This is a genomic window from Mycobacterium sp. IDUB_21 (assembly GCF_055419425.1).
The window spans coordinates 236,874-257,773 of the sequence record NZ_JBVAXQ010000007.1; the positions used below are offsets into that span (position 1 = coordinate 236,874).

General features: G+C 69.1%; 25 protein-coding genes. 6 read left to right on the top strand and 19 right to left on the bottom strand.

All coding sequences use genetic code 11. The features are described from left to right. Window positions 1-8 precede the first annotated feature (8 nt). Window positions 9-1,484, top strand: a complete 1,476-nt coding sequence (locus tag ACZYY4_RS13090) for a flavin-containing monooxygenase (protein ID WP_463810405.1) — start codon at window positions 9-11, stop codon at window positions 1,482-1,484. A gap of 4 nt (window positions 1,485-1,488) precedes the next feature. Here the strand turns inward: ACZYY4_RS13090 and ACZYY4_RS13095 are convergent, their stop codons facing one another. The 11 genes from ACZYY4_RS13095 to ACZYY4_RS13145 all read right to left on the bottom strand — a co-directional run bounded on the left by ACZYY4_RS13095 (window position 1,489) and on the right by ACZYY4_RS13145 (window position 8,513). After that, the gene (locus ACZYY4_RS13095; RefSeq protein ID WP_463810406.1) at window positions 1,489-2,202 is read right to left on the bottom strand and encodes a YggS family pyridoxal phosphate-dependent enzyme; all 714 of its coding nucleotides are present in this window, start codon (window positions 2,200-2,202) and stop codon (window positions 1,489-1,491) included. A gap of 15 nt (window positions 2,203-2,217) precedes the next feature. Then, window positions 2,218-2,691, bottom strand: coding sequence for a ribonuclease E activity regulator RraA (gene rraA / locus ACZYY4_RS13100; protein WP_463810407.1), 474 nt, complete (start codon window positions 2,689-2,691; stop codon window positions 2,218-2,220). 8 nt (window positions 2,692-2,699) lie between these two features. Next, on the bottom strand, window positions 2,700-3,224 hold the full coding sequence (locus ACZYY4_RS13105) for a hypothetical protein (RefSeq protein ID WP_463810408.1): 525 nt from the start codon (window positions 3,222-3,224) through the stop codon (window positions 2,700-2,702). 102 nt (window positions 3,225-3,326) lie between these two features. After that, complete coding sequence (locus ACZYY4_RS13110; protein WP_463810409.1) at window positions 3,327-3,872, bottom strand: copper resistance CopC family protein; 546 nt, start codon at window positions 3,870-3,872, stop codon at window positions 3,327-3,329. Beyond that, complete coding sequence (locus ACZYY4_RS13115; RefSeq protein WP_463810410.1) at window positions 3,869-4,546, bottom strand: YcnI family protein; 678 nt, start codon at window positions 4,544-4,546, stop codon at window positions 3,869-3,871. Before ACZYY4_RS13115 ends, ACZYY4_RS13110 begins: the two co-directional genes overlap by 4 nt. Then, the gene (locus ACZYY4_RS13120) at window positions 4,543-5,211 is read right to left on the bottom strand and encodes a DUF6474 family protein (RefSeq protein ID WP_463810411.1); all 669 of its coding nucleotides are present in this window, start codon (window positions 5,209-5,211) and stop codon (window positions 4,543-4,545) included. The genes ACZYY4_RS13115 and ACZYY4_RS13120 overlap by 4 nt, the downstream gene beginning before the upstream one ends. Before the next feature lie 64 nt (window positions 5,212-5,275). Then, entirely contained in the window at window positions 5,276-5,674 is a 399-nt protein-coding gene (locus tag ACZYY4_RS13125; protein ID WP_463810412.1) for a transcriptional regulator, read from the bottom strand. 337 nt (window positions 5,675-6,011) lie between these two features. Then, window positions 6,012-6,701, bottom strand: a complete 690-nt coding sequence (locus tag ACZYY4_RS13130; RefSeq protein ID WP_463810413.1) for a TMEM165/GDT1 family protein — start codon at window positions 6,699-6,701, stop codon at window positions 6,012-6,014. A gap of 123 nt (window positions 6,702-6,824) precedes the next feature. Further along, window positions 6,825-7,361: a peptidase gene (locus ACZYY4_RS13135; protein ID WP_463810414.1), complete on the bottom strand. Its 537-nt coding sequence runs from the start codon at window positions 7,359-7,361 to the stop codon at window positions 6,825-6,827. A gap of 183 nt (window positions 7,362-7,544) precedes the next feature. Then, window positions 7,545-8,165 carry a superoxide dismutase gene (locus ACZYY4_RS13140; RefSeq protein ID WP_463810415.1) on the bottom strand — a complete coding sequence of 207 codons (621 nt, stop codon included), beginning with the start codon at window positions 8,163-8,165 and terminating at the stop codon, window positions 7,545-7,547. A 189-nt stretch (window positions 8,166-8,354) separates the two neighbouring features. Continuing rightward, window positions 8,355-8,513 carry a hypothetical protein gene (locus ACZYY4_RS13145; RefSeq protein WP_463810416.1) on the bottom strand — a complete coding sequence of 53 codons (159 nt, stop codon included), beginning with the start codon at window positions 8,511-8,513 and terminating at the stop codon, window positions 8,355-8,357. A 580-nt stretch (window positions 8,514-9,093) separates the two neighbouring features. On the opposite strand from ACZYY4_RS13145, the gene ACZYY4_RS13150 reads away from it, so the two are divergent. Next, window positions 9,094-10,197, top strand: a complete 1,104-nt coding sequence (locus ACZYY4_RS13150) for a DUF4328 domain-containing protein (RefSeq protein WP_463810417.1) — start codon at window positions 9,094-9,096, stop codon at window positions 10,195-10,197. Between the two features lie 4 nt (window positions 10,198-10,201). Beyond that, window positions 10,202-11,017 (top strand): glycerophosphodiester phosphodiesterase, encoded by an 816-nt coding sequence (locus ACZYY4_RS13155; protein WP_463810418.1) that lies wholly within the window; start codon window positions 10,202-10,204, stop codon window positions 11,015-11,017. Between the two features lie 21 nt (window positions 11,018-11,038). Here the strand turns inward: ACZYY4_RS13155 and ACZYY4_RS13160 are convergent, their stop codons facing one another. The 4 genes from ACZYY4_RS13160 to ACZYY4_RS13175 form a co-directional block, all read right to left on the bottom strand. Continuing rightward, window positions 11,039-11,578 (bottom strand): ferritin, encoded by a 540-nt coding sequence (locus ACZYY4_RS13160; RefSeq protein ID WP_463810419.1) that lies wholly within the window; start codon window positions 11,576-11,578, stop codon window positions 11,039-11,041. A 136-nt stretch (window positions 11,579-11,714) separates the two neighbouring features. Next, complete coding sequence (locus ACZYY4_RS13165; RefSeq protein ID WP_463810420.1) at window positions 11,715-12,869, bottom strand: LCP family protein; 1,155 nt, start codon at window positions 12,867-12,869, stop codon at window positions 11,715-11,717. A gap of 138 nt (window positions 12,870-13,007) precedes the next feature. Then, the gene (locus tag ACZYY4_RS13170) at window positions 13,008-13,757 is read right to left on the bottom strand and encodes a CPBP family intramembrane glutamic endopeptidase (protein ID WP_463810421.1); all 750 of its coding nucleotides are present in this window, start codon (window positions 13,755-13,757) and stop codon (window positions 13,008-13,010) included. Between the two features lie 26 nt (window positions 13,758-13,783). Continuing rightward, the gene (locus ACZYY4_RS13175) at window positions 13,784-14,608 is read right to left on the bottom strand and encodes a DUF2470 domain-containing protein (RefSeq protein ID WP_463810422.1); all 825 of its coding nucleotides are present in this window, start codon (window positions 14,606-14,608) and stop codon (window positions 13,784-13,786) included. Window positions 14,609-14,745: 137 nt separating this feature from the next. Between ACZYY4_RS13175 and pheA the strand changes: the two genes are divergently transcribed. Next, entirely contained in the window at window positions 14,746-15,612 is an 867-nt protein-coding gene (gene pheA / locus ACZYY4_RS13180; RefSeq protein WP_463810423.1) for a prephenate dehydratase, read from the top strand. Continuing rightward, window positions 15,609-16,298: a histidine phosphatase family protein gene (locus tag ACZYY4_RS13185; protein ID WP_463810424.1), complete on the top strand. Its 690-nt coding sequence runs from the start codon at window positions 15,609-15,611 to the stop codon at window positions 16,296-16,298. Before pheA ends, ACZYY4_RS13185 begins: the two co-directional genes overlap by 4 nt. A gap of 9 nt (window positions 16,299-16,307) precedes the next feature. Here the strand turns inward: ACZYY4_RS13185 and ACZYY4_RS13190 are convergent, their stop codons facing one another. Genes ACZYY4_RS13190 through ACZYY4_RS13200 form a run of 3 tightly spaced genes read right to left on the bottom strand, consistent with a single transcriptional unit; the run spans window position 16,308 to window position 18,020 of the window. Beyond that, entirely contained in the window at window positions 16,308-16,496 is a 189-nt protein-coding gene (locus ACZYY4_RS13190; protein WP_463810425.1) for a hypothetical protein, read from the bottom strand. A 58-nt stretch (window positions 16,497-16,554) separates the two neighbouring features. Further along, window positions 16,555-16,905: a metallopeptidase family protein gene (locus tag ACZYY4_RS13195; protein ID WP_463810426.1), complete on the bottom strand. Its 351-nt coding sequence runs from the start codon at window positions 16,903-16,905 to the stop codon at window positions 16,555-16,557. Beyond that, window positions 16,902-18,020, bottom strand: coding sequence for a septum formation family protein (locus ACZYY4_RS13200; RefSeq protein WP_463810427.1), 1,119 nt, complete (start codon window positions 18,018-18,020; stop codon window positions 16,902-16,904). Before ACZYY4_RS13200 ends, ACZYY4_RS13195 begins: the two co-directional genes overlap by 4 nt. Window positions 18,021-18,103: 83 nt before the next feature. On the opposite strand from ACZYY4_RS13200, the gene serS reads away from it, so the two are divergent. Continuing rightward, window positions 18,104-19,363, top strand: a complete 1,260-nt coding sequence (gene serS / locus ACZYY4_RS13205) for a serine--tRNA ligase (protein WP_463810428.1) — start codon at window positions 18,104-18,106, stop codon at window positions 19,361-19,363. A gap of 4 nt (window positions 19,364-19,367) precedes the next feature. Here serS and ACZYY4_RS13210 read toward each other — a convergent pair whose 3' ends face one another. Beyond that, window positions 19,368-20,798: an HNH endonuclease signature motif containing protein gene (locus ACZYY4_RS13210; protein ID WP_463810429.1), complete on the bottom strand. Its 1,431-nt coding sequence runs from the start codon at window positions 20,796-20,798 to the stop codon at window positions 19,368-19,370. Between the last annotated feature and the right edge of the window lie 102 nt (window positions 20,799-20,900).

Consider the following 20,900-nt stretch of genomic DNA (forward strand, 5'->3'; position numbering starts at 1 on the left):
CTGTCGGCATGACTGAACACCTCGATGTTGTGATCGTCGGCGCGGGCATCTCCGGTATCAGCGCGGCCTGGCACCTGCAGGACCGCTGCCCGAACAAGAGCTACGCGATCCTGGAGCGCAGAGAAGACCTCGGCGGTACCTGGGACCTGTTCAAATACCCCGGCATCCGCTCGGACTCCGACATGTTCACCCTGGGATTCCGCTTCAAGCCGTGGCGCTCGGCCCACTCGATCGCCGACGGCGAATCGATCAAGAACTACGTCAGGGAAGCCGCGGCCGAGAACGGCATCGACGACCACATCCGCTACCGCCAGCATGTGGTCGCCACCGACTGGTCCGACGCCGACAACCGGTGGACGGTGACCGTGGAATCAGAAGACGGCGCCGGGCAGACCCAGATCACCTGCTCGTTCCTGTTCGCCTGCAGTGGTTACTACAACTACGACGAGGGCTACGCACCCAAGTTCGCCGGCGCCGAGGACTTCGAGGGAACCGTCGTCCACCCGCAGCACTGGCCCGAGGACCTGGACTACGCCGGCAAACGTGTCGTGGTGATCGGCTCCGGCGCCACCGCGGTGACGCTGATTCCGAGTTTGGTGAACACCGGCGCCGGTCACGTGACCATGCTGCAGCGCTCGCCGACCTACATCGGTTCGCTCCCCCTGGTCGACCCGTTCGCCGAGCAGGCGAACAAGCTGCTGCCGGCGCACCTCGCGCACATCGCCAACCGGTGGAAGGCGATCGGCTTCAGCACATTCCAGTACCAGCTGTCACGGCGCTTCCCCGCCTTCATGCGTAAGACGCTGTTGACGATGGCCGAGCGCCGGTTGCCGAAGGGCTACGACGTCGAGAAGCACTTCGGTCCCAGTTACAAGCCGTGGGACCAGCGGCTGTGCCTGGCGCCCAACGGTGATCTGTTCAAGACCATCCGTGGCGGACAGGCCGACGTCGTCACCGACACCATCGAACGGTTCACCAAGACCGGCATCAGGCTGAGCTCCGGGGTTGAGCTGCCCGCCGACATCATCATCACCGCGACGGGCCTGAACCTGCAGTTGTTCGGCGGAGCCGAGGTGCGGCGCAACGGCGAACCGGTGCAGCTCAACGAGACCAGGGCCTACAAGGGCCTGATGCTCACCGGGCTGCCGAACATGGCCTTCACCATCGGTTACACCAACGCGTCCTGGACCTTGAAGGCCGACCTGGTGTCGGAGTTCGTCTGCCGGGTGCTCAACTACATGGATGAGCACGGATTCGACAGGGTGATGCCGGGACTGCCCGCCGCCGATATCGAGGACCGGCCGTTGATGGAGTTCACCCCGGGCTATGTGCTGCGGGCGCTGGACTATCTGCCCAAGGCCGGTTCACGCGCGCCGTGGCGACTCAAGCAGAATTATCTGCTGGATCTGCAGCTGATCCGGCGGGGCAAGGTCGACGACGACGTCCTGCAGTTCACCAAGCACCGGGCCGCCGTCGCGGCGTGACCGGTCACGGCGGCCAGTAGTAGGAGTCCGGGTAGGGGCGGGCGCCGAAGATCGCGGTTCCGATCCGCACCTCGGTGGCGCCCTCGGCGATCGCCAGTGGAAAGTCGCCGCTCATCCCCATCGACAGCCGCGGCAGTTCGTAACCGTGTGCGCCGGCGGCATCCCGGAGCTGTCGCAACCGGCGGAAGCAGCCGCGGACCTTCTCGGGGTCGGAGGTGTTGATGGCCAGCGTCATCAGGCCGCGCGCCCGCAGGGTGGGACAGTCGGCCAACTGATCCAGGAACGGCAGCAGCTGTTCGGGGTCCAGGCCGTATTTACTGGGTTCGTCGGACGTCTTGACCTGCACCAGCACGTCGATGACACGGTTCTCGGCGCGTAGTTGCCGATCCAGGGCCGCGGCCAGTTTGGGCCGGTCCAAGGACTGCACCTCGGTGGCCAGCCGCGCCACCATTCCGGCCTTGTTGGTCTGCAGGTGCCCGATCATCACCCAGTCGATCCCGCAGTCGGCCAGCGGCCCGGCCTTGTCCCGGATCTCCTGGACCTTGTTCTCACCGAACCGGTGCAGCCCCAACTCGACGGCTTCCCGGATCAGCTCCGGACCGAAGGTCTTGCTCACCGGCAGCACGTTGACCTCGCCGGGATCGCGGCCGGCGCCGCGGCAGGCGTCGTCGACCCGTTCCCGGAGCCGTTCCCAGCGCGTCCGGAGGCTGTCGTCCATCTTGTTGGGGCCGGCTCAGACGACGACGATGCCGTCGTCGTCGCTGTAGGCGATCTCGCCGGGCACGAATGCGATGCCGCCGATTTCGACGACGATGTCGCGTTCGCCGGCGCCGGACTTGGTGCTCTTACGGGGATTGGTGCCCAACGCCTTGATTCCGATGTCGAGAGTGCGCAGCGTCGCGGCGTCACGCACCGCGCCGTGCACGATCAGCCCCGCCCAGCCGTTGGTGCGTGCCAGTTCCGCAATGACGTCGCCGACCAGCGCGGTGTGCAGCGACGCCGCGCCATCGATCACCAGCACCCCGCCGTCGCCCGGTCCGGACAGCACCGATTTGAGCAGTGCGTTGTCTTCAAAGCAGCGCACCGTGCTGATCCGGCCGGCGAATTCGGCGCGGCCGCCGAGTTGGCGGAACTGCAGGTCGCAACTGCGCACGTCGGCGCCGATGTCGTCAACCAGATCGGCGGTGGGCCGGAACGCCGGTGGCACCGGTGGGCTCAGACCCGGCTCGCGCGAAACAGCCGCCGCAGCAGCAGCAGCCCGACCAGGCCGAGGACGCCGGCGGCCAGCACGGCACCGGGTGACCGGCGAGACGGCGACGCCGACGGGGTGATCGGATTACGTGCCGCGTCCACTGTCGACTTCGCCCGGGCAGCCGTCTGCTTGGCGCCGTCGGCGAGTGGGCCCGAGCCGTTGGTGTCGGCGGGCCGGGGAGACCCAACCGTGGGGGATGCCTTCGGGGCGGGGGCCTTCTTGGCCGGCGCTTTCTTGGCCGGGGCCTTCTTCGCCGGCTTAGCCGGAGCCTTCTTGGCGGCTTTGGCCGGTGCCTTCTTGGCCGCCTTCTTGGCGGGTGGCGCGGCGGGCGGCTGGGTGGGCCGGTCGGCTTCAGCCGGTTCAGCCGGCGTGGCTGGTTCGGCTGGCGTGGCTGGTTCGGCTGCAGCCGGCTGAACCGGCGCGGCCGGCTCTGCCGGCTCGGGTGCAGCGGCAGGTTCGTGGTCGGGCTGGCCCTGCGGATCGGTCATACGGCAGCTCCTCTGCGGGTTCTCGTCTCAGATCAACTCGGCGGCACCGGCAACTTTGCCCATCATGCCAGTATCTGGCGGTGGTCAGGAGATGGGCAGCAGTCAGGATCGGGGTCGATTCAGCCACAGACCGGCCGCGACGAGTGCCGCAGCGCCGGCCACGAACGGCCAAATCGGCAGGTCACCGCCGGGGTCGGCGTCGCGGCGGGGGACCGGCGGTGGGGCGTCGGCGTGGGCGGTCACGGCTGGGCCGGGTTCGCCGGTGCCGGCCACCGTGAGCCGGAACGACCACGATCCGGACACCACATGACCGTCGGCGGAGGTGACGCGATAGTTGACGGTGTAGGTGCCGACCGGACCGAGCGGGCGGACGGCGACGCCGGCGACCGCACCGTCAACGTGCGTCTCGCCGGTGGACCACAGGTGCCCGTCCGGCCCGACCACCGTCATTGCCGCGAAGTTGGTCTGCAGCTGCTCGTTGAAGGTGGCGTTGACCCGTTCCGGTCCGCGTGACAGCTCGGCACCGCCGGCCGGATCGGTCGACACCAGCACCGCGTGCGCGGCAGCCACTCCGGAGGGCGAGATCGGAGCCAACAGCACGGTCAGCGCGAACACCCCCGCCAGCGCGACGCGCACGGCCCTCGTCATGCCCGCCGCCGGGTCAGCACGAGCGTGGCGGCCAGTGCGGCGACCAGCAGCGCGGCGCCGCCGAGCAGCCGGGCCGGATTGTCCGCGTGGCGAGACTCGTCGGCCCCGGATTCGGCGTTCGGTGCCGGACCGGCGGAGACCGCCGGCGCCGGATGCTGGGAGTGGTGTTCGGGTGCGGACGCCGAACCGGTCGCCAGCGCCAGCGTGGGCACCGGGTGCTCTGCCTCGCCGCCGCCGGCCGGAGGCGTCTCGTCCCAGCGCACCACGGTGCCGTCGGCGTAACGCTGCGCGGAGGGGAAGTCGACCGTGTCGGTGTCGGGCAGTTTCATCGCGATCCGAAACAGCCCGAACTGGTCGGCGCCGACCCCGCCGGCGGCGGCCGTCCAGGTGACCGACTGCACTGCTCCGGTCTTGGCGTCGCGGTCCAGCCTGGCCGTCCAGCCCGGTTTGGTCTCGGTGCGCGCCGACGCCACGTCCGGCAGCGTCACGGTGAGTTCTGTTGTGGCAGAACCAGTCGGCGATTCGTTCGGGACTTCGAAGGTCACCATCGCGACGCCGCCGCGCACCGCGCCCGGGCTGCTGGCGTGAACGTGCGCCCACGCCGGTGCGGTACCGGCGATCGAACCGGCGGCGATCGCCGCGGTGAGCGCGCACGCGCGGGTCCAGGCGCTCATGACGGCAGCCCCAGCCGGGCCATCACGTCGGCGTCGATGCCGTCGAGTTGGGCGCTGATGGAGGCGGAGGCGGCCCGGCGCCGATCGGTCGGCATGGTCTCGATCGCCGTCACGGCGGTGGCGAGGTCGCTCAACCGTGCGGTGATCGCCCCGACGAACTGCTTGGTCTCGGAGTCTTTCGGCTTGCGGTCCTGCACCAGGCGCAGCGTCTTCTCCGCCCCGGCGATCCGCGCCGAGAGCCGGGCTTCGTTCTTTCCGGCTCCGGAGAACTCGCCCATCCGGGCCAGCGGTACCCCGAGCCGCTCGGCCCGCTGTTCATCGATGAGACCGCGGATCGCCATGGCGGCCCGGTACACCAGCGGCACCACGATGGGCGCCAGCATCCTCGACACCACCAGGGTCCGGCGGATCCGGGCCGGCGATAGCAGCTTGCCGTCGCGCGCCGCCTTGAGCTGACTCTCGGCCGCCTTGCGCACGGTGCGGTCGCGGTCGCGGTCGGATTTGATCTGGGCTTTCAGCGTCCGGGAGTCAGCGCGCTGGGCGGCTTTGAAGCGTCTCGCCTCGCCTTTGGCGGCCAGTCGTGCCTCGAGTTTGGCCCCGGCCTTCAGAGCGCGCGCCTCGGCACGCCGGGTCGCGCGGCTCTTGCGTTTTCTGAACAGGCCCATCGCGGCCGCCTCCCCGGTGTCTCGCTGGAACCGATCCAGCAACCCTAATCGCGGTGCCGGCGCCTCAGGCGCTGAGGTGCTCCTTGCGGCGCAACTCATCGATCCGGTCCAGCACGTCCTGCTGAGCCTCCGGCGACAACCCGACGACCTGCGTCGCGATCCGGCGTATCCCGGCGTCGCGGACGCTGTCCAGCCACGTCAACTCGGCGTCGAGTTTGACGTAGTAGTCGTCGTCGGTGAAGAACGCGGGTTTGATCCGGAAGAAATTGGCCAGCGCGGCCATGGTGGCCGTGGACGGGTTCGTCCGGTTTCCCGAGCGGAGCTGGGACAGGTAGGGAGCCGACATCGTGATGCCCTCCGCTTTGAGCGCCGCGATCACCTCGGCGGAGGTGTGCGCTCCGCGTCCGGGCGGATAGACAACGTCGAAAAGGCGGTTCAAGCGGACAGCGAAAGTCGCGCTCATCGATAGGACCTCCCGAGGGTCACAAGCAGTCGACAGGCGCTCGGCGAGGGGGGAGCCGTCACGTCTGATGGTTTGCTGATCATCGTAGCCATAGATACCCACACAACCAAGGGTGATTCCGTAGCGAATGTGATCTTGATATTTGGCGCGGCTTCACCTACTCGGTTCGCTGGCGGTACGGTCCGCTGCGGCGGCAGTTTCGTGGCGTACCAAGCACAATTGCGTCACCCACGGTCACCACTCGCCACGGTCTGGGATCGACCGCCGGTCCCCGGCTCCGGACGCCGGTCCGGCGAAGTGAAGTTCGCACCACGCGCCGAGTCGTCGGAGGGATTTGCTACCGGGCAATGGAGTCGCCGCCGGCGGTCTGTCCGCGACGCTGCAGGGCGACCCTCCGAAGTACCGCCGCCAACGCCACCGACACCAATCCGGCGATTGCGGCGATGGCCACCGGGCGCCAGCCCAGCGCCTCGTCGAGGAGCATCCACAGGCCGAACACCAGGAAGAGCAGGGCGGCTGCGCCGTGCAGGAGATGCTCGGGCAGCCGACGGTGCAACACCGTTCCGACCGCTATCGCCACCGCGTCGGCGAGCACCATGCCGGCCGTCGCGCCGAGCCACACCCCGAGCCAGGGGCGGTCACTGGCCAGTGCGACCGTGGCCAGCATCGTCTTGTCGCCGAGTTCGGCCAGCAGCACCGAGGACACCACCGCGAACAACACGAACCGGGGCTCGCGGATCGTCGCCTCCCCGGAGGAGACGTTGTTGCCCCCCCGCCACGTCCACGCCGCGAAACCGATGAACGCCACGCCGGCCACGGCGGCGATCGGCCGCGCGGGCAACGTCAGTCCCAGGAAGTGGCCGACCGTCACCGAGATGCCGTGGATCGCAAACGCGGCGATGGCCACGCCGCTCAACACCAGCCACCAGCGGTGCCGCAGCGCATAGGTCATCGTGATCAGCTGCGATTTATCGCCGAGTTCGGCCAGGAAGACCACTCCCAGACTGATCAGCATGGCGGCGAGCATGCGAGACGACCTTTCGTCAGCTGCCGAGGCTAGTGACATTCCGGCGCCGCCGCCAGCGCTGTCCGGGTTTTCGGGGTCCCGAATCCAATGATCCGTCTGGGGGATCTTTCGATTCGAATTGCCTTATGCGGCAAGGAGCATGGCCAGAATCGCCGTATCGGGATGCCGGACCGGATCGACGCCGACGCGGCTCACCATCGACGTGACGGTGCCATCGGATTCGGCTTCGACCCAGGCCGCCCGATGTTCCAGGCCCAGATAGGGCAGGCCGGGCAGCAGCACACATCCCGACGCCGCGCCCCGGCATTCCGGTAGGGAGGGAATGGTTTCCGAAGGCGGGTGCAACATCAGCAACGCAGAGGGTTGATGGCCGGCGAAGTATCCGGGCGCGATCGCGGCTTCGCCGGACACCGTGCCTTCGGCCAGCAGCAATCCGACGGTGCCCGGACCCGGGTTGTCGGGAAGTTCCTCTCGTGTGCCGAACACCGTTGTGGTGGCCAGCAGTCCGGGCATCGAGGCAACCCGCACCGCAATGCTGAGCAGTTGCGCCCATTCCTTGGTCGAATCCGGCCAGCGGCCGAAGACCACGAATCCGTGCAATTCGCCGTTGGAATGGAACGGGGCGACCTCGATCGCCCGGCCGGACCCTGTCGTCTCCATCGCACACCCTCCGCGACATTTGGCTCGCCTGCTCGCATTCCAGCGGGTGGGTTGTCTGGCAGCATGCGACAGCCGTCGGACGAGTGCAAGCGGACACGGCGGTGCGACGGATAACGAATCGGTGAAGAAAGCACAGGTGGGGCGCCGCGCCTACGGCGCGACGCCCCACCTGAGGCAGTGCGGCTAGAAGATCAGACCCGAGGTCTTCGAGGTGGCGGCCGCGAACCGGGACTGCACGTCTGCCCAGTTGACGACGTTCCAGAACGCTTTGACGTAGTCCGCCTTGACGTTCTTGTACTGCAGGTAGAACGCGTGCTCCCACATGTCGACCTGCAGCAGCGGGATGATGCCCAGCGGCACGTTGGCCTGCTGGTCATAGAGCTGGAAGGTCAGCAGCTTGCCGCCGAGCGAGTCGTAGCCGAGCACCGCCCAGCCCGAACCCTGCAGGCCGTTGGCGGCCGCGGTGAACTGCGCGCGGAACTTGTCGAACGACCCGAACGCGTCGTCGATGGCGGCAGCCAGGTCGCCGGTCGGCTTGTCACCGCCGTTGGGGGACAGGTTCTTCCACCAGATTGAGTGGTTGACGTGCCCACCGAGGTGGAACGCCAGGTTCTTCTCGTTCAAGAAGATCGCGCCGTGGTCGTCGTTGGCGCGTGCCTCTTCGAGCTTGGCCAGGGCGCCGTTGGCGCCGGAGACGTAGGCGGCGTGGTGCTTGCTGTGGTGCAATTCGTTGATCTGGCCCGAGATGTGCGGCTCAAGGGCTCCGTAATCCCAGTCCAAGTCCGGCAAGGTGTAGTCGGCCACGGGGTTCCTTCCTTCGATCAGTACTGATCCGGTGTCGATCACCGTTGATCATTGTCGACTTGCGTTGACGCTCTAGCGGCGCCCCACCGGCAGCGCGGTCGCGGGGCGGTGAGGCCGCCTCATCAACATTGCTCCAACGCCGGGAGTACCGCAACAACGGGTGGCACCAGGCCGCGGCCGGCGCAGCGCTCAGATCAGAACGAGTGCCAGCAGGAACGTCAGCAGCACCAGTGCGATCACGCCGGCGCGCAGCGACGCCAGCAAGTAGCCGCGCTTGTAGGTCGACGATCCCGCGTGCCAACCCGTCGCCGTGGCGACAGGCCCGGGTCCGATCGGACGTGCCGTCATTCCCCTGCCCTCAACATCCCTGTGCCCCCATGCTCGCTCACCGCGCGCCCACCCCAGTGAGGCGCATCACAACTGTTCTGTGACGGCGATCATAGCGCGTCGCCGGCCCGCTGGAAAAATACGATCGGTATCACCCGCTTTGCCTGCAGCGATGCGTTCCGCGGCGATCCGACCGGGCCGCAGCAGCCGACTGCTTAGTTAATCGAGAGATTTCGCTCGAAGCTGTTAATCAGCTCACTCCGGCGTCTCCCCGTTATCCACAATCGGGCTGCCGAAAGAGGCGCAACTGGCACCTCATCGGTGGTGCCTACCCCCGTCCGGGGTGTGGATAAACCTGTGGAAACTGTGGATAGCTCAGTGGTAGCTGGAGGGGTCCCCGACCGGGCTGTGTGACGCATTCCGAACCCCCTTCTCGGCTGTCGGCGCGCAGTCGACTCCGTCGCCTTTGCGATCGCCGCGGTGCCGAGGGCGGCGATCCGCGGCAGTCGACTCCGTCGCCTTTGCGATCGCCGCGGTGCCGAGGGCGGCGATCCGCGGCAGTCGACTCCGTCGCCTTTGCGATCGCCGCTAGGCTGGTGCGGTGATCCAGGTGTGCTCCCGCTGCGGCACGCGGTGGAACGTGCGCGAGCGGCGGCGGGCCTGGTGCCCGCGCTGCAACGGCGCGCTGTGGGCACCGCTGACACCCGCGCAGGAAGCAGAGCTGCAGTGGGCCCAGACCGGGCCTCCCGCGCCGGCCGGCCACTCCGCAGCGCCCCCCGAGTCGCCGCCCCGGCTGGGGCCGGGTTACCGCTGGATCGCGGTGCGGCCGGGCCCACCGCCCCCGCAGCGACGCCGGCCGCGTCCGTTGGGACCTACGCCGCGCTACCAGGTGATGCCGCGCTGGACTCTGATGGGTGCGCCGAATCCTATTGCAGCACAGCGGAGATCGGGGGAGAGTGGCGCTCCTTCTTCCCGGTCGCTGGAGAAGGCGCTAGGCGGCGCGATCGCCGCGCTGGGTATCGCCGCGCTGGTGCACGTGCTGATCTACCTACTGATGATCGTCAACCGCACCAAGTTGCTGCATCCACTGGTCGCCGGTGGTGCGACGTGGTCGGGCCGGCTGGTCGGCCTCGTCGCGATCGCGGCGGTCGTCCACTGCGCGGTGGTGCTGACCAGATGGCTGCTCGCTCGTCGGTCGGCGGCCTTCGCCCGGCTGCATCTGCCCGATTCGCGCCCGGCCTGGGCGCTGTGGGCCGGCTGCCTGGTTCCGCTGGTGAACCTGGCCTGGGCGCCGGTCTACGCGCTGGAGCTGGCCGGACGGGAGGATCGGCTGGCCCGGCTGCGCAAACCCATCGTGGTGTGGTGGGTGGTGTGGGCGATCGCAACCGGCGCCGCAGTCTTCGCCACGGCCACCAGTTGGACGGACGACGCTCAGGGCATTGCCGACAACACGGTGGCGACGGTGGTGGCCTACCTGCTCGGCCTGGCCGCGGTGGTGGCGGTGGCCCGCGTGGTCGAGGGATTCGAGCAGCGGTCCATGGGGCGGCCCGCCCAGCACTGGGTGGTGGTCCCCGACGACCGTGACCCCACCCCGATGGTGCCGCCGGAGGCTCCCGCGGAGGCCGCTCCGTCATCCGAGGAGCCGGAAACCGCCGCGACACCGGCCGTTGCTGTTGGGTCCGGCGGGCGGGAACCGGCAGCATAAGCCCATGGCAGTGGCCGACGATGTGGTGGCGCAGCACCCATTCGTGGTCGCGCATCGCGGCGCTTCGGTCGACCGCCCGGAACACACCCTGGGCGCGTACGAATTGGCGCTGCAGGAGGGTGCCGACGGCGTCGAATGCGATGTCCGGCTGACCAGCGACGGTCACCTGGTCTGCGTGCACGACCGGCGGGTGGACCGGACGTCCAGCGGTGCGGGACTGGTCAGTGAGATGACGCTGTCGCAGCTGCAGAGCTTTGACTACGGTGCCTGGCACAACGGCCGGCCGATCGGGCCGTCGGCCGCTGCGGACCCCCGAGGCGCCGAACTACTCACTCTCGACGCATTGGTGGCGCTGGTCCTGGATTGGCAACGGCCGGTCAAGATCTTCATCGAGACCAAGCACCCGGTGCGCTACGGCGCGTTGGTCGAACGCAAGGTGCTAGACCTGCTGAACCGGTTCGGGATCGCCTCGCCGGCTTCGGCGACCCGGTCGCGTGCGGTGGTCATGTCGTTCTCGGCGGCGGCGGTGTGGCGGATTCGCCGGGCAGCGCCGTTGCTGCCGACCGTGCTGCTCGGGTCGGCGGCTCGCTACCTGGGCGGCAGCGCCGCGACGACGGTCGGGGCCACCGCCATCGGTCCTTCGATCGTGACGCTGCGCGAGCACCCGGAGTTGGTCGATCATGCGGCTGCGCGCGGCCGTGCCGTGTACTGCTGGACCGTCGACCGCGACGAGGACGTCGACTTCTGCCGGGACGTCGGTGTCGCATGGATCGCCACGAATCAGCCCGCCCGAACCAAGGCGCGGTTGCGGGCGGGCTGATCAGCTGGTGCGGGCGGGCGGCTACCTTCCGGCAGCCCGTGGCGCGCCGGCCTCCTGCGTCCCGGTTCCGATCTCGCGGGCAATGAAGTTCTCGAGGTCGAACAGGTTGTGTCCGGCGCGGTCGGCGACCCGCAGCAGCCGGGTCATCACGGCGACCTCTTCGACCTGCTCGCGCAGGAACCACTGCATGAACTGCTCGCCGAGGTGATCGCTTTCGTCCCGGGCGGCACTGGCCAACCCGCTGATCTGATCGGTGACGGTGCGCTCCTGGTCGAGTACCAGCGCCAGCGCATCACGCGGGGCGTCGAAGCGGTTGCGTACCGGGTCCACGCCGGGAATCTCGACGTCGACGGCACGGTCGAGCAGGTACTGCACCATCATCATGGCGTGACTGCGCTCCTCTACGGCCTGAGCGTAAAAGAACTTCGCCAATTGCGGAAAATCGCCGGCGTCAAAATAAACGGCAACCGCGACGTATTGCTGAGCGGCGGTGAATTCGTGGTAGATCTGCTCCTGGAGCAGTGCATGGAATTTCGAGGTGTGGTTATCAATCTCGGACATGAACCCGATGATAACCAGGTCAGACCGGGTACGCATCCAAGGTGAGGCTTACTCAGGCCAGCTTTGCCTAAGTAAAGATAGGGTAGGCTGAAATGGCTCGATAGCGGGGATGCAATTCCCGTTGTTTTAATATGCGTCAGTTATCGGCGACCGTTGTCGGTGGTGCGTCGCGGCTCAAGTCATCGAATAACCGCGCGGCCTGCTGGTGGTCCCACACCACCGCCTCGCCGGCGTCGGTGTAGGTGAACTCGCCGACCGGCACGGTCAGCATCGAGGTGGGGCCGCGCAGCGCCCAGCCGAGTGCGGCCAGATCCAAGACACCTGCTCCGGTGTCCACCGTCATCGCGTGGGCGGCAGCGTTCGGCACGCCGTACCAGCGCAGGGGGTTGAGCCAGACCGTCGGGTCGGCGGCGCGGACCAGCAGCGCGGACAGGAACTGCCGCTGGTGGTCCATCCGGTCCAGGTCGGCGCGTGGCGTGGCCCGGCTGCGCACGTAGCCCAGCGCGGCCCGGCCGGCCAGTTTCTGGCAGCCGGCCGGTAGGTACAGCCCTGCCAGCGGGTCGTCGATCGGTTCGTCCGGGCACAGGGTTACCCCGCCGAGGGCGTCGACGAGCGCGGCGAACCCGCCGAACCCGATCTCGACGTAGTGGTCCAACCGCAGGCCGGTGGCCTGCTCAACCGTCCGCGTCAGAAGTGGTGCGCCACCGAGGGCGAACGCGGCGTTGATCTTGTCGTGGCCGTAGCCGGGGATCGGCACATAGGAGTCGCGCGGGATGGACACCACCGTGGTGGGCGAGCCGGAGCCCGATTCCGGGAGGTGGATGAGCAGCACCGTGTCGGTACGTCCGTTGCCGACGTCGCCACCGGTGGTCAGGCTGCTCTGCTGCTCGACGGTGAGGTCGGCGCGGCTGTCGGAGCCGACCAGCAGCCAGGTCGTGCCGCGGCCTTGCGCTGGGCGCTCGGCGTAGCCGGTGAACACGGCGGCGCGCTGCAGTGCGGTGTCGAGCCAGGCGGCGGCGCCGGCGAGGCCCACCGCGCCGACCAGCGCCACCAGCACCGCGAGGACCGCCAGCCGCCGCGGCCAGGATCGCCGGCGGCGCGGTCTGGATGGACGCGGCGTGGGCCGGTGCACGACTTGCGGCGGGGGTGGGGGTCCCGAGGGCATCGGCGGGGGCGGTCGACGATACGGGTCGCGGTGCAGCAGCGGCGGCGGCTCACGGTGCGGCGGCGATGGCGGTGGCCGCCGATCCCAAGGCCGCTGCGGCCCGGTGGGCCTGCGATCGCCGTTCACCTGCTCAATCTACGCGCCTGACGCCTTCGCGAGTTCCCTGACCGGCCATGCGTATACGCGAAGCAATTGCCCCCAAATGGGCGTCAAACACCATGGCGATGACCGGTTCGCGCTCACTCCGCAGCTGAGCCGCGGCGATCAGCGCAACCAGCCCAGCTTGTCGGCGAACAGCGCGTACCCGACGAACGCCACGGTGTCGATCAGGCCGTGGGCGAGGATCAGCGGCCACAGTCGGCCGGTGCGCCGCCAGGTGTAGCCGAACACCAGACCCATCGCCACGTTGCCCAACCCGGCGCCGAACCCCTGGTAGAGGTGGTAGGCGCCACGAAGCAGCGCTGAACAGGCCAGCGCCACCCACGGTGAAACTCGCAGCTGCCGCAGTCGAGTCAGCAGATAACCGACGACGATCACCTCCTCGGCCCAGCCGTTCGCGAACGCGATCACGATCAGCATCGGAGCGCGCCACCAGGTGTCGTCGACCGCCGCGGGGATGACCTCGGCGTTGAAGCCCAGAATTCGTGCCAGGAGATACAGGCCCAGGCCGGGCAGCCCGATCAGTGCCGCCAGGCCGAGGGCGCCGGCCACGTCGAGACGGTCGGGCCGCTTCAGCCCGATGCGGGCGGGGCCATATCCACTGCGCCACAACAGATACAGCGCCAGGGCTCCCCAGGCGATCAGTTGCGCCGCCCACGCGGCGTTGAGGCCGAAGTCGATGAGGTCGAAATAGGACCGGCGCGGGTTCAGCGCGATCCGCTGGGCGCTGAGGTCGCGCAGGACCGCGTCGGCGAGCTGCAGGATCGCAGTGACGGCGCTGAGCCCGAAGGTGACCGCCAACACCACGGCGATCTCCAGCCGCAGTGCGCGTCGCTGGTCCGCCGGCTCGGTCACCTCGACACGGTATAACCCAACCCCCGCTACGGGCGCCGGGGCGGCAACCCGTTGAGGAACGGGCAACCCATCAGCACGCGCACCGCCCGGTTGAGGCTCAGTACGTCCTCGACCGGCCGCGGGAAGCCCAGCCGGACGTCGTGATCGCCGTCGGGGGCCTCGACCCGCAGCCACATGCCGTAACGGTCCACCGCCAGCGGGCGGGGCCGCCCGCGTCGCAACTGCGGTGGCAGCTTGGTGATGGCCAACCGGGCGACCAGCTCCGGGTGCGCTGAGTCCAGGTGGTGCAGCCAGTGCGCCTCGATCGCGCAGAACGGGTCGGGGCGGGCCGCCAGCAGCTCATCCACGGCGACCGACTCGGCGCCGGTCGCATCGGCCAGCACCGCCGAGTCAGGGGTGAGCCGCAGCAGTGAGTAGCTGCCGCCCGCGCCGCCGAGGCCCGGCCCGTCGGATGTCCCGGCCGTCGAGCGCGGTGAGATCACCTGCAGCAGAGCCGGGTTCGGGTCAACCTCAGCGATCTGGTCGAGCAGTGCGGCGACCTCGTCCTCGGGCACCGTGCGGAGCAGGCCGCGTATCCACACCAGCGCGCGGACCCGTTCGCGCAGTCGCAGCGGGGCGTGGTCGGTCAGCTCCAGCATCGCCGAGACCCCGGCGGCGGCCGCCTCGGCGACCGGATCGCCGGCCGGGACGGCGATCACCATCGACCCGTCCGGCATCAGGTGGCACACCGGCGCGTTGACCGGCGCGGCGTCGGCGGAGTCGGCGATCGCCAGCAGTGCCTGGCCCCGGACGCAGGCGCTGCGAATCCGCTCCGCGGACGTCGGGACGGTTACCGCTGTGGTGGTTGCCATCGATCACCCTTTCCGTAAGTGAGGTAAGCCTAACTTAATTAATGACCGGGTCCGGCGCAACCGGCAATGTGGATCCGGTCCGCCGCGCCGCACCAGCGCCGGCCACCCGGATGGGCCGCGGCCGATAGGGTTGTGCGGTGACCCGCATCAGCTATCTCGGACCGGCGGGGACCTTCACCGAAGCGGCACTGCTCGCGTTGACCGGCGCCGGACTGGTTCCCGGCGCCGACCACCAGGCGGTGCCGGCCGAGAGCACGCCGGCCGCATTGGAGGCGGTGCGTACCGGCGCCGCCGAGTACGCCTGCGTGCCGATCGAGAACTCGATCGAGGGCGGTGTGACCCCCACCCTGGACGGGCTCGCGGTCGGTTCGCCGCTGCAGATATTCGCCGAAACCACTCTGGATGTCGCGTTCTCGGTTGTCGTCGCACCCGGACGAGCGGTGGCTGACATCCGCACCGTGGCCGCCCACCCGGTGGCCGGCGCCCAGGTACGGCGCTGGCTGGCCCAGCACCTGTCCGCGGCCCACATCGTGCCTGCGAACTCCAATGCTGCTGCGGCGCAGCAGGTCTGCGACGGGGAAGCGGACGCCGGGGTGAGCACCGCGCTGGCTGCGCAGCAGCGCGGACTGGTCACCCTGGCCGACGGCGTCATCGACGAACCCAACGCCCGTACCCGTTTCGTGCTGGTCGGCACGCCCGCGCCGCCGCCGCCGCGCACCGGCGCCGACCGGACGTCGGTGGTGCTGCGTCTGGACAACGCGCCCGGCGCCTTGGCGGCTGCGCTGACCGAATTCGGCAGCCGCGGAATCGATCTGACCCGGATTGAGTCCCGCCCGACCCGCACCGAGCTGGGCACCTACCTGTTTTTCCTGGACTGCATCGGCCACATCGACGATCGCGCCGTCGACGAGGCTCTGCAGGCGCTGCGCGGCGGCTGCGCCGACGTGCGGTACTTGGGTTCCTGGCCCGCCGGGCCGGCAGGCCGGCCGGAGGTGACGACGTGAGCGGCCGGCTGGTGCTGTTGCGGCACGGCCAGTCCTACGGCAACGTCGACCGCCGACTCGACACCCGCCCGCCCGGATCGGAGCTGACTCCGTTGGGCCGCGATCAGGCCCGGGCGTTCGCGGGGAACGGTCTGCACCGCCCCGCGTTGGTCGCCCATTCGGTGGCGCTGCGCGCGGTCCAGACTGCCTCGGAGATCAGTGGCTCCTTCGGCGTGACCGCCCGCGCCCTCGACGGCATCCACGAGGTGCAGGCCGGGGCACTGGAGAATCGCAACGACGACGCCGCGATCGCCGAGTTCAATGCGATCTATCAGCGGTGGCACTCCGGTGAGCCCGGTATTGCGTTGCCGGGCGGCGAGACGGCCGAACAGGTGCTGGACCGCTACCTGCCGGTCGTGACCGAGCTGCGGATGCGCTACCTCGACGACGACGAATGGACCGGCGACATCGTCGTGGTCAGCCACGGCGCGGCGATCCGGCTGGCGGCGGCCACGCTGGCCGGTGTCGACGGCAGCTTCGTCCTGGATCACCATCTGGAGAACGCCGAGGCGGTGGTCCTGTCACCGATCACCGACGGCCGCTGGAGCTGCGTGCAGTGGGGCTCGTTGACGCCGCCGTTCTATCCGGAACCCGACGCGGACCCGGTCGGTGACGCGTTGCGCTCCGACACCGACCCGATGGGCTGAACCGGCCGGTCAGATCGCGATCGCGTAGACCTCGGCGCAGCGGCAGCCGATCGCCTCGCAGTCGAGCGCTAACGAGTGCAGCAGCACCTCGCCGGGGCAGCCGTCCTCGGTGCATTCGGCGGCGGACAGAACGTGGTGGATGAGCGTGCCGTGGCAGTGGTCCAACCCCGCCCGGCAGGCTCGGCAGTGGTCATCCATGGGTCGTTCTTAGCACTGCGTGCCGACAACATCTTTCCGGCGCGCCGGGCTGGGACGCTCAACCCCAACCCAGTTCGTGCAGCCGGTCGTCGTCGATGCCGAAATGGTGGGCGATCTCGTGGATCACCGTGATCCTGACCTCATCGACGACCTCGTCGTCGGAGCCGCACATCTCCAGAAGCGGGTACCGGTAGATCGTGATGGTGTCCGGCAGTGACCCCGCGTAGTTGGAGTCGCGCTCGGTCAGCGCCACTCCTTCGTAGAGGCCGAGCAGCTCGGGCTCCTCGGCGTTGCGGTCCTCCACCAGGACCACGACGTTGTCGATGGCTGCGGCCAGCTCGGTCGGGATCAGATCCAGCGCGTCGGAGACGAGTTCGTCGAACCGACGCGGGTCCATCTGCACACTCACCGGGGCTGGCTGCCGCTGGGCAATTGATTCAGCCGCTCCGCGGGAATCGACGGCGGCGGGATCGGGGGCTGGCCGTTGATCAGCAGCGACCCGCGGGCACTGTTGATCAGGGCCGCCCAGCCGCCGTTGCCCAGGGTGGCGCCGAGGCTGCACGCCACCTCGCGACTGCCCGCCGACCAGCTCGGCAGGGAGATGGTGGCATAGGTCAGCGTCAGGGTCGTGTCGCGCAACTGCACCGGCGCCAGGTAGGCATCGGTGAGCCGGGTGCAGGTCTCCTTGATGAATCCGTCCTGCTCGGCCTCGGGCGGCAGTGCGTCGGGGAACCGCTCGGCCAGATTGACCGTGCCGGTGACTTCCTTGGTGTGGGGCGCGGCACAGTCGACCGGAACGTCATTGGGCTGGTTGGTGGCCGGATCGATGCCCAGGCAGGTGCCCGGCGGCCAGACCTTGGACTGGTCGATGTCGGCGACTTTGCCGGTGAAGGCGATCTGTTGGCCGCCCACGCCGGGCAGCTGCAGACCGCACAGCATCCGGCGCTCACCGTGCTGGCGCCACGCTCGCTCGCCGGCCCACAGCATGCTGGCGACGAACTTGCTGTGCGGGTCGAACTTCGCGCCGAGGTAGCGGCGCACCGAGGACTCGCACTGCTCCTGGGTGATCTGCTCGATGCGGGCGGTCGACGGCGGTGGGGCGTCCGCGCCGTACTCGGCGCCCGGGAACATCTTCATGTCCACCGGCCCGGCGACCTCGAACTTGTGCTCGTCGGCGCAGCCGACCACTGTCGCCCCGTCCAGGTCGTCCTCCGGCCAGTTCAGGCAGTCGCCCGAGACCGCGCGGTCGATCGCCTCATTACCCTTGCCGACGCCGATCCCCAGCCCGGGCCCGGCGCCCTTGCCTCCCGAGCCGGATGCCGGTTCGGCGTTCAGGTGGCCGAGCAGCCCGCCGGGCCCCTCGCCCAGCACCGGAACCACGGTGACCAGCCCGGCGATCAGCAGCCCACCCAAGGCGGTCAACAGCAAGGTGCGGCGGGTCGCGGCCGCCTGCAGGGTGCGCAGCCAAGACACCCGCGTGGCGGGTGGATTTTGCTGGTCGGCTGCCTTCGACATCCGGTCCATTCTGACAGGCAGGCGTCAGCACGTGACAAATGATGCGAAAGTGATGCCACTGACCGGGGTAGCCCTGGTTGTAGGGTTGCGCCGTGATCGACCTGACCCTGCTACGTGAAGACCCCGACCGTGTTCGCCGCTCCCAGGTGGGTCGCGGCGAGGACCCGGCCCTGGTGGATACCCTGCTGGCCGCCGACACCGGGCGGCGCTCCGCGATCGCGGCGGCCGACACCCTGCGCGCCGAGCAGAAGGCGGCCAGCCGTTCCGTCGGCGCGGCATCGCCCGAGGAGCGCCCCGCCCTGCTGGTGCGCGCCAAGGAATTGGCCGAGCAGGTCAAGGCCGCCGAGGCCGCCCAGACCGAAGCGGAGGCGACGTTCGCGGCCGCGCACATGGCGATTGCCAACGTCGTCATCGACGGGGTGCCCGCCGGCGGGGTGGACGACTACACGGTGCTCGACGTGGTCGGCGAGCGGGTCGAGCTGACCGATCCAAAGGACCACCTGGAGCTCGGTGAGTCACTGGGCCTGATCGACATGGCCCGCGGCGCCAAGGTCTCCGGCTCGCGGTTCTACTTCCTGACCGGCGCCGGTGCGCTGCTGCAGTTGGGCCTGCTGCAAATGGCGTTGCGGCTGGCGGTCGACAACGGATTCACGCCGATGATCACCCCCGCCCTGGTGCGACCCGAGATCATGTCCGGCACCGGGTTTCTCGGCGCCCACGCCGAGGAGGTGTACCGGCTGGAGGCCGACGACCTCTACCTGGTCGGCACCTCCGAGGTCCCGCTTGCGGGATACCACTCCGACGAGATCCTGGACCTGTCCGGCGGGCCACGGCGCTACGCCGGGTGGTCGTCGTGTTTCCGCCGGGAGGCCGGCAGCTACGGCAAGGACACCCGCGGCATCATCCGAGTGCACCAGTTCGACAAGGTGGAGGGCTTCGTCTACTGCCGGCCCGCCGAGGCCGAGGCCGAACACGAACGGTTGCTCGGCTGGCAGCGTGAGATGCTGGCCCGCCTCGAGGTGCCCTACCGGGTGATCGACGTCGCCGCAGGCGATCTCGGATCTTCGGCCGCGCGCAAGTTCGACTGCGAGGCGTGGGTCCCGTCGCAGGGCACCTACCGGGAGCTGACGTCGACGTCGAACTGCACCACCTTCCAGGCGCGCCGGCTGGCCACTCGCTACCGCGATGACAACGGAAAGCCACAGACCGCGGCCACCCTCAACGGCACCCTGGCCACCACCCGCTGGCTGGTGGCGATCCTGGAGAACCATCAGCAGGCCGACGGGAGCGTGCGGCTGCCGGCTGCGCTGGTGCCCTATGTGGGCGCCGAGGTCCTCGAACCGCAGCCCTAGAGAGTCATCCAGCCACGGCCAGACCTCGGCCGTCGTCTTCGTCGGGCGGGTCGTCGGATCGGGTGTGTCGGCGGTGGTGGTCGATGACGGCTTCGATGAAGTGGAACGGATTGGTGCGGGGTTGGCCGCGGTCGAGCGCCGGTGGCGGGATCCATTCGACGCGGCCGGTGTCGCCGAGGCGGGTGGCCCAGCCTTGCTCGGTGGCCATCCGATTGTCCGGGGCGCACGCCAAAGCCAGGGAATCAATATCGGTCTGCCCGTTACTGGCCCAGTCGTGTTCGAGGTGGTGGGCCTGGGTCAGATACCCCGACACCGTGCAGCCGGGCCGCGTGCAACCCCGGTCACGAGCGTGCAGCACGATGCGCTGATCGGCGGAGGCGATCCGTTTGGTGCGGCCCAGCCACAGGGCGCGGCCGTGGCCGTCGAACACGCTCAAGTAGTGATAGGCGTGTTCGGCCATCCGTAGAAGATCCGTCATCGGCAGCAGGCTTCCGCCGGCCGTGTGTGCCTTGCCGGTGATGCGAGATTCATCCAGCGGCGTATGCCCTGCGGCGGCCTGTAGTTCGGCCAGGGTGGTGGTGGCGATGACGGTGACGGGCAGGCCGTTGAGCTGGCCGAGGTCTTTCGACGCGAGTATCGCGCGGCTGATGGCCAGCAGCGCGTCGTGGTTGCGCTGATCGGGGCGGCGATCGTCATGCCGGATCTGCTCTTCGGTCGGGGTGCCGCTCACACACGGGTGCTCGTCGGCGGCGTTGCACATGCCCGGCGCGGCGAGTTTGGCCAGGATCGGTTCCAGGGTGGCTCGTAACTCCGGGGTGATCTTCCCCGACAGTGTGCTCAACCCGTCCATACCCTGGCGGCCCAGTCGCAGCCCGCGATGGGACTGGAGTTCCCGGTCGGGGAGATCGCCGTCGAGATCGAGGACGGCCACCAGGTGATCAGCGAGTCGTTGGAAGGTCTCGGGGGCGAATTCCCGCGCCAACACGGCCAGATCAGCCTCGGCACGCTGCCGATCGGCGGTGCGGACGGCGGCCGGGATCTTCGCCAGCGCCTTACGCGCGATCGTCACGTGCTCGGGGCCGATCCGGCCGGCGGCTTGGGCGGCGGACAGTTCCGGCAGCAAGGGCTCCAGGGGCTCCCCGGTCACCGCCGTGCGTGGGCCCAGTTCGGCGGCCTCGCCCAGCCGGCGCCGCGCCGCCGCGGTGCTGATCCGCAACCGCTCGGCCAGCGCCTTGACCAGCGAGCACGCACCCAACGCGCCCGCATCACCCTCGACCGACAGCCGAGCCAGGATCCGGTGATCGACCACCGGGGCCCGCCAGGCCAGCGCCTCACGGCGGGCCAGCACCGACATCAACTCCTGCGGGCTCACGGCATCGAACGAGCACTGTTCCAACTGGGCAACCGCGGCCTCGATCGCATCGAGAGACGCCATGACGGTCTCCCGATCCGCGAACGTGTGTGATGTCTCAAGACATCGGTGACAGTTCTGCATCAGGACATGGGTGACAGTTGGTGTATCAGGACTTCGGTGACG

Excerpts from the sequence above, each read along its gene's own strand:
- ACZYY4_RS13090 (WP_463810405.1), top strand. The coding sequence starts at position 9 with ATGACTGAACACCTCGATGTTGTGATCGTCGGCGCGGGCATCTCCGGT.
- ACZYY4_RS13095 (WP_463810406.1), bottom strand. The coding sequence starts at position 2,202 with ATGGACGACAGCCTCCGGACGCGCTGGGAACGGCTCCGGGAACGGGTC.
- ACZYY4_RS13105 (WP_463810408.1), bottom strand. The coding sequence starts at position 3,224 with ATGACCGATCCGCAGGGCCAGCCCGACCACGAACCTGCCGCTGCACCC.
- ACZYY4_RS13110 (WP_463810409.1), bottom strand. The coding sequence starts at position 3,872 with ATGACGAGGGCCGTGCGCGTCGCGCTGGCGGGGGTGTTCGCGCTGACC.
- ACZYY4_RS13115 (WP_463810410.1), bottom strand. The coding sequence starts at position 4,546 with ATGAGCGCCTGGACCCGCGCGTGCGCGCTCACCGCGGCGATCGCCGCC.
- ACZYY4_RS13120 (WP_463810411.1), bottom strand. The coding sequence starts at position 5,211 with ATGGGCCTGTTCAGAAAACGCAAGAGCCGCGCGACCCGGCGTGCCGAG.
- ACZYY4_RS13125 (WP_463810412.1), bottom strand. The coding sequence starts at position 5,674 with ATGAGCGCGACTTTCGCTGTCCGCTTGAACCGCCTTTTCGACGTTGTC.
- ACZYY4_RS13130 (WP_463810413.1), bottom strand. The coding sequence starts at position 6,701 with ATGCTCGCCGCCATGCTGATCAGTCTGGGAGTGGTCTTCCTGGCCGAA.
- ACZYY4_RS13135 (WP_463810414.1), bottom strand. The coding sequence starts at position 7,361 with ATGGAGACGACAGGGTCCGGCCGGGCGATCGAGGTCGCCCCGTTCCAT.
- ACZYY4_RS13145 (WP_463810416.1), bottom strand. The coding sequence starts at position 8,513 with ATGACGGCACGTCCGATCGGACCCGGGCCTGTCGCCACGGCGACGGGT.
- ACZYY4_RS13155 (WP_463810418.1), top strand. The coding sequence starts at position 10,202 with ATGGCAGTGGCCGACGATGTGGTGGCGCAGCACCCATTCGTGGTCGCG.
- ACZYY4_RS13160 (WP_463810419.1), bottom strand. The coding sequence starts at position 11,578 with ATGTCCGAGATTGATAACCACACCTCGAAATTCCATGCACTGCTCCAG.
- ACZYY4_RS13175 (WP_463810422.1), bottom strand. The coding sequence starts at position 14,608 with ATGGCAACCACCACAGCGGTAACCGTCCCGACGTCCGCGGAGCGGATT.
- ACZYY4_RS13190 (WP_463810425.1), bottom strand. The coding sequence starts at position 16,496 with ATGGATGACCACTGCCGAGCCTGCCGGGCGGGGTTGGACCACTGCCAC.
- ACZYY4_RS13200 (WP_463810427.1), bottom strand. The coding sequence starts at position 18,020 with ATGGACCGGATGTCGAAGGCAGCCGACCAGCAAAATCCACCCGCCACG.
- ACZYY4_RS13210 (WP_463810429.1), bottom strand. The coding sequence starts at position 20,798 with ATGGCGTCTCTCGATGCGATCGAGGCCGCGGTTGCCCAGTTGGAACAG.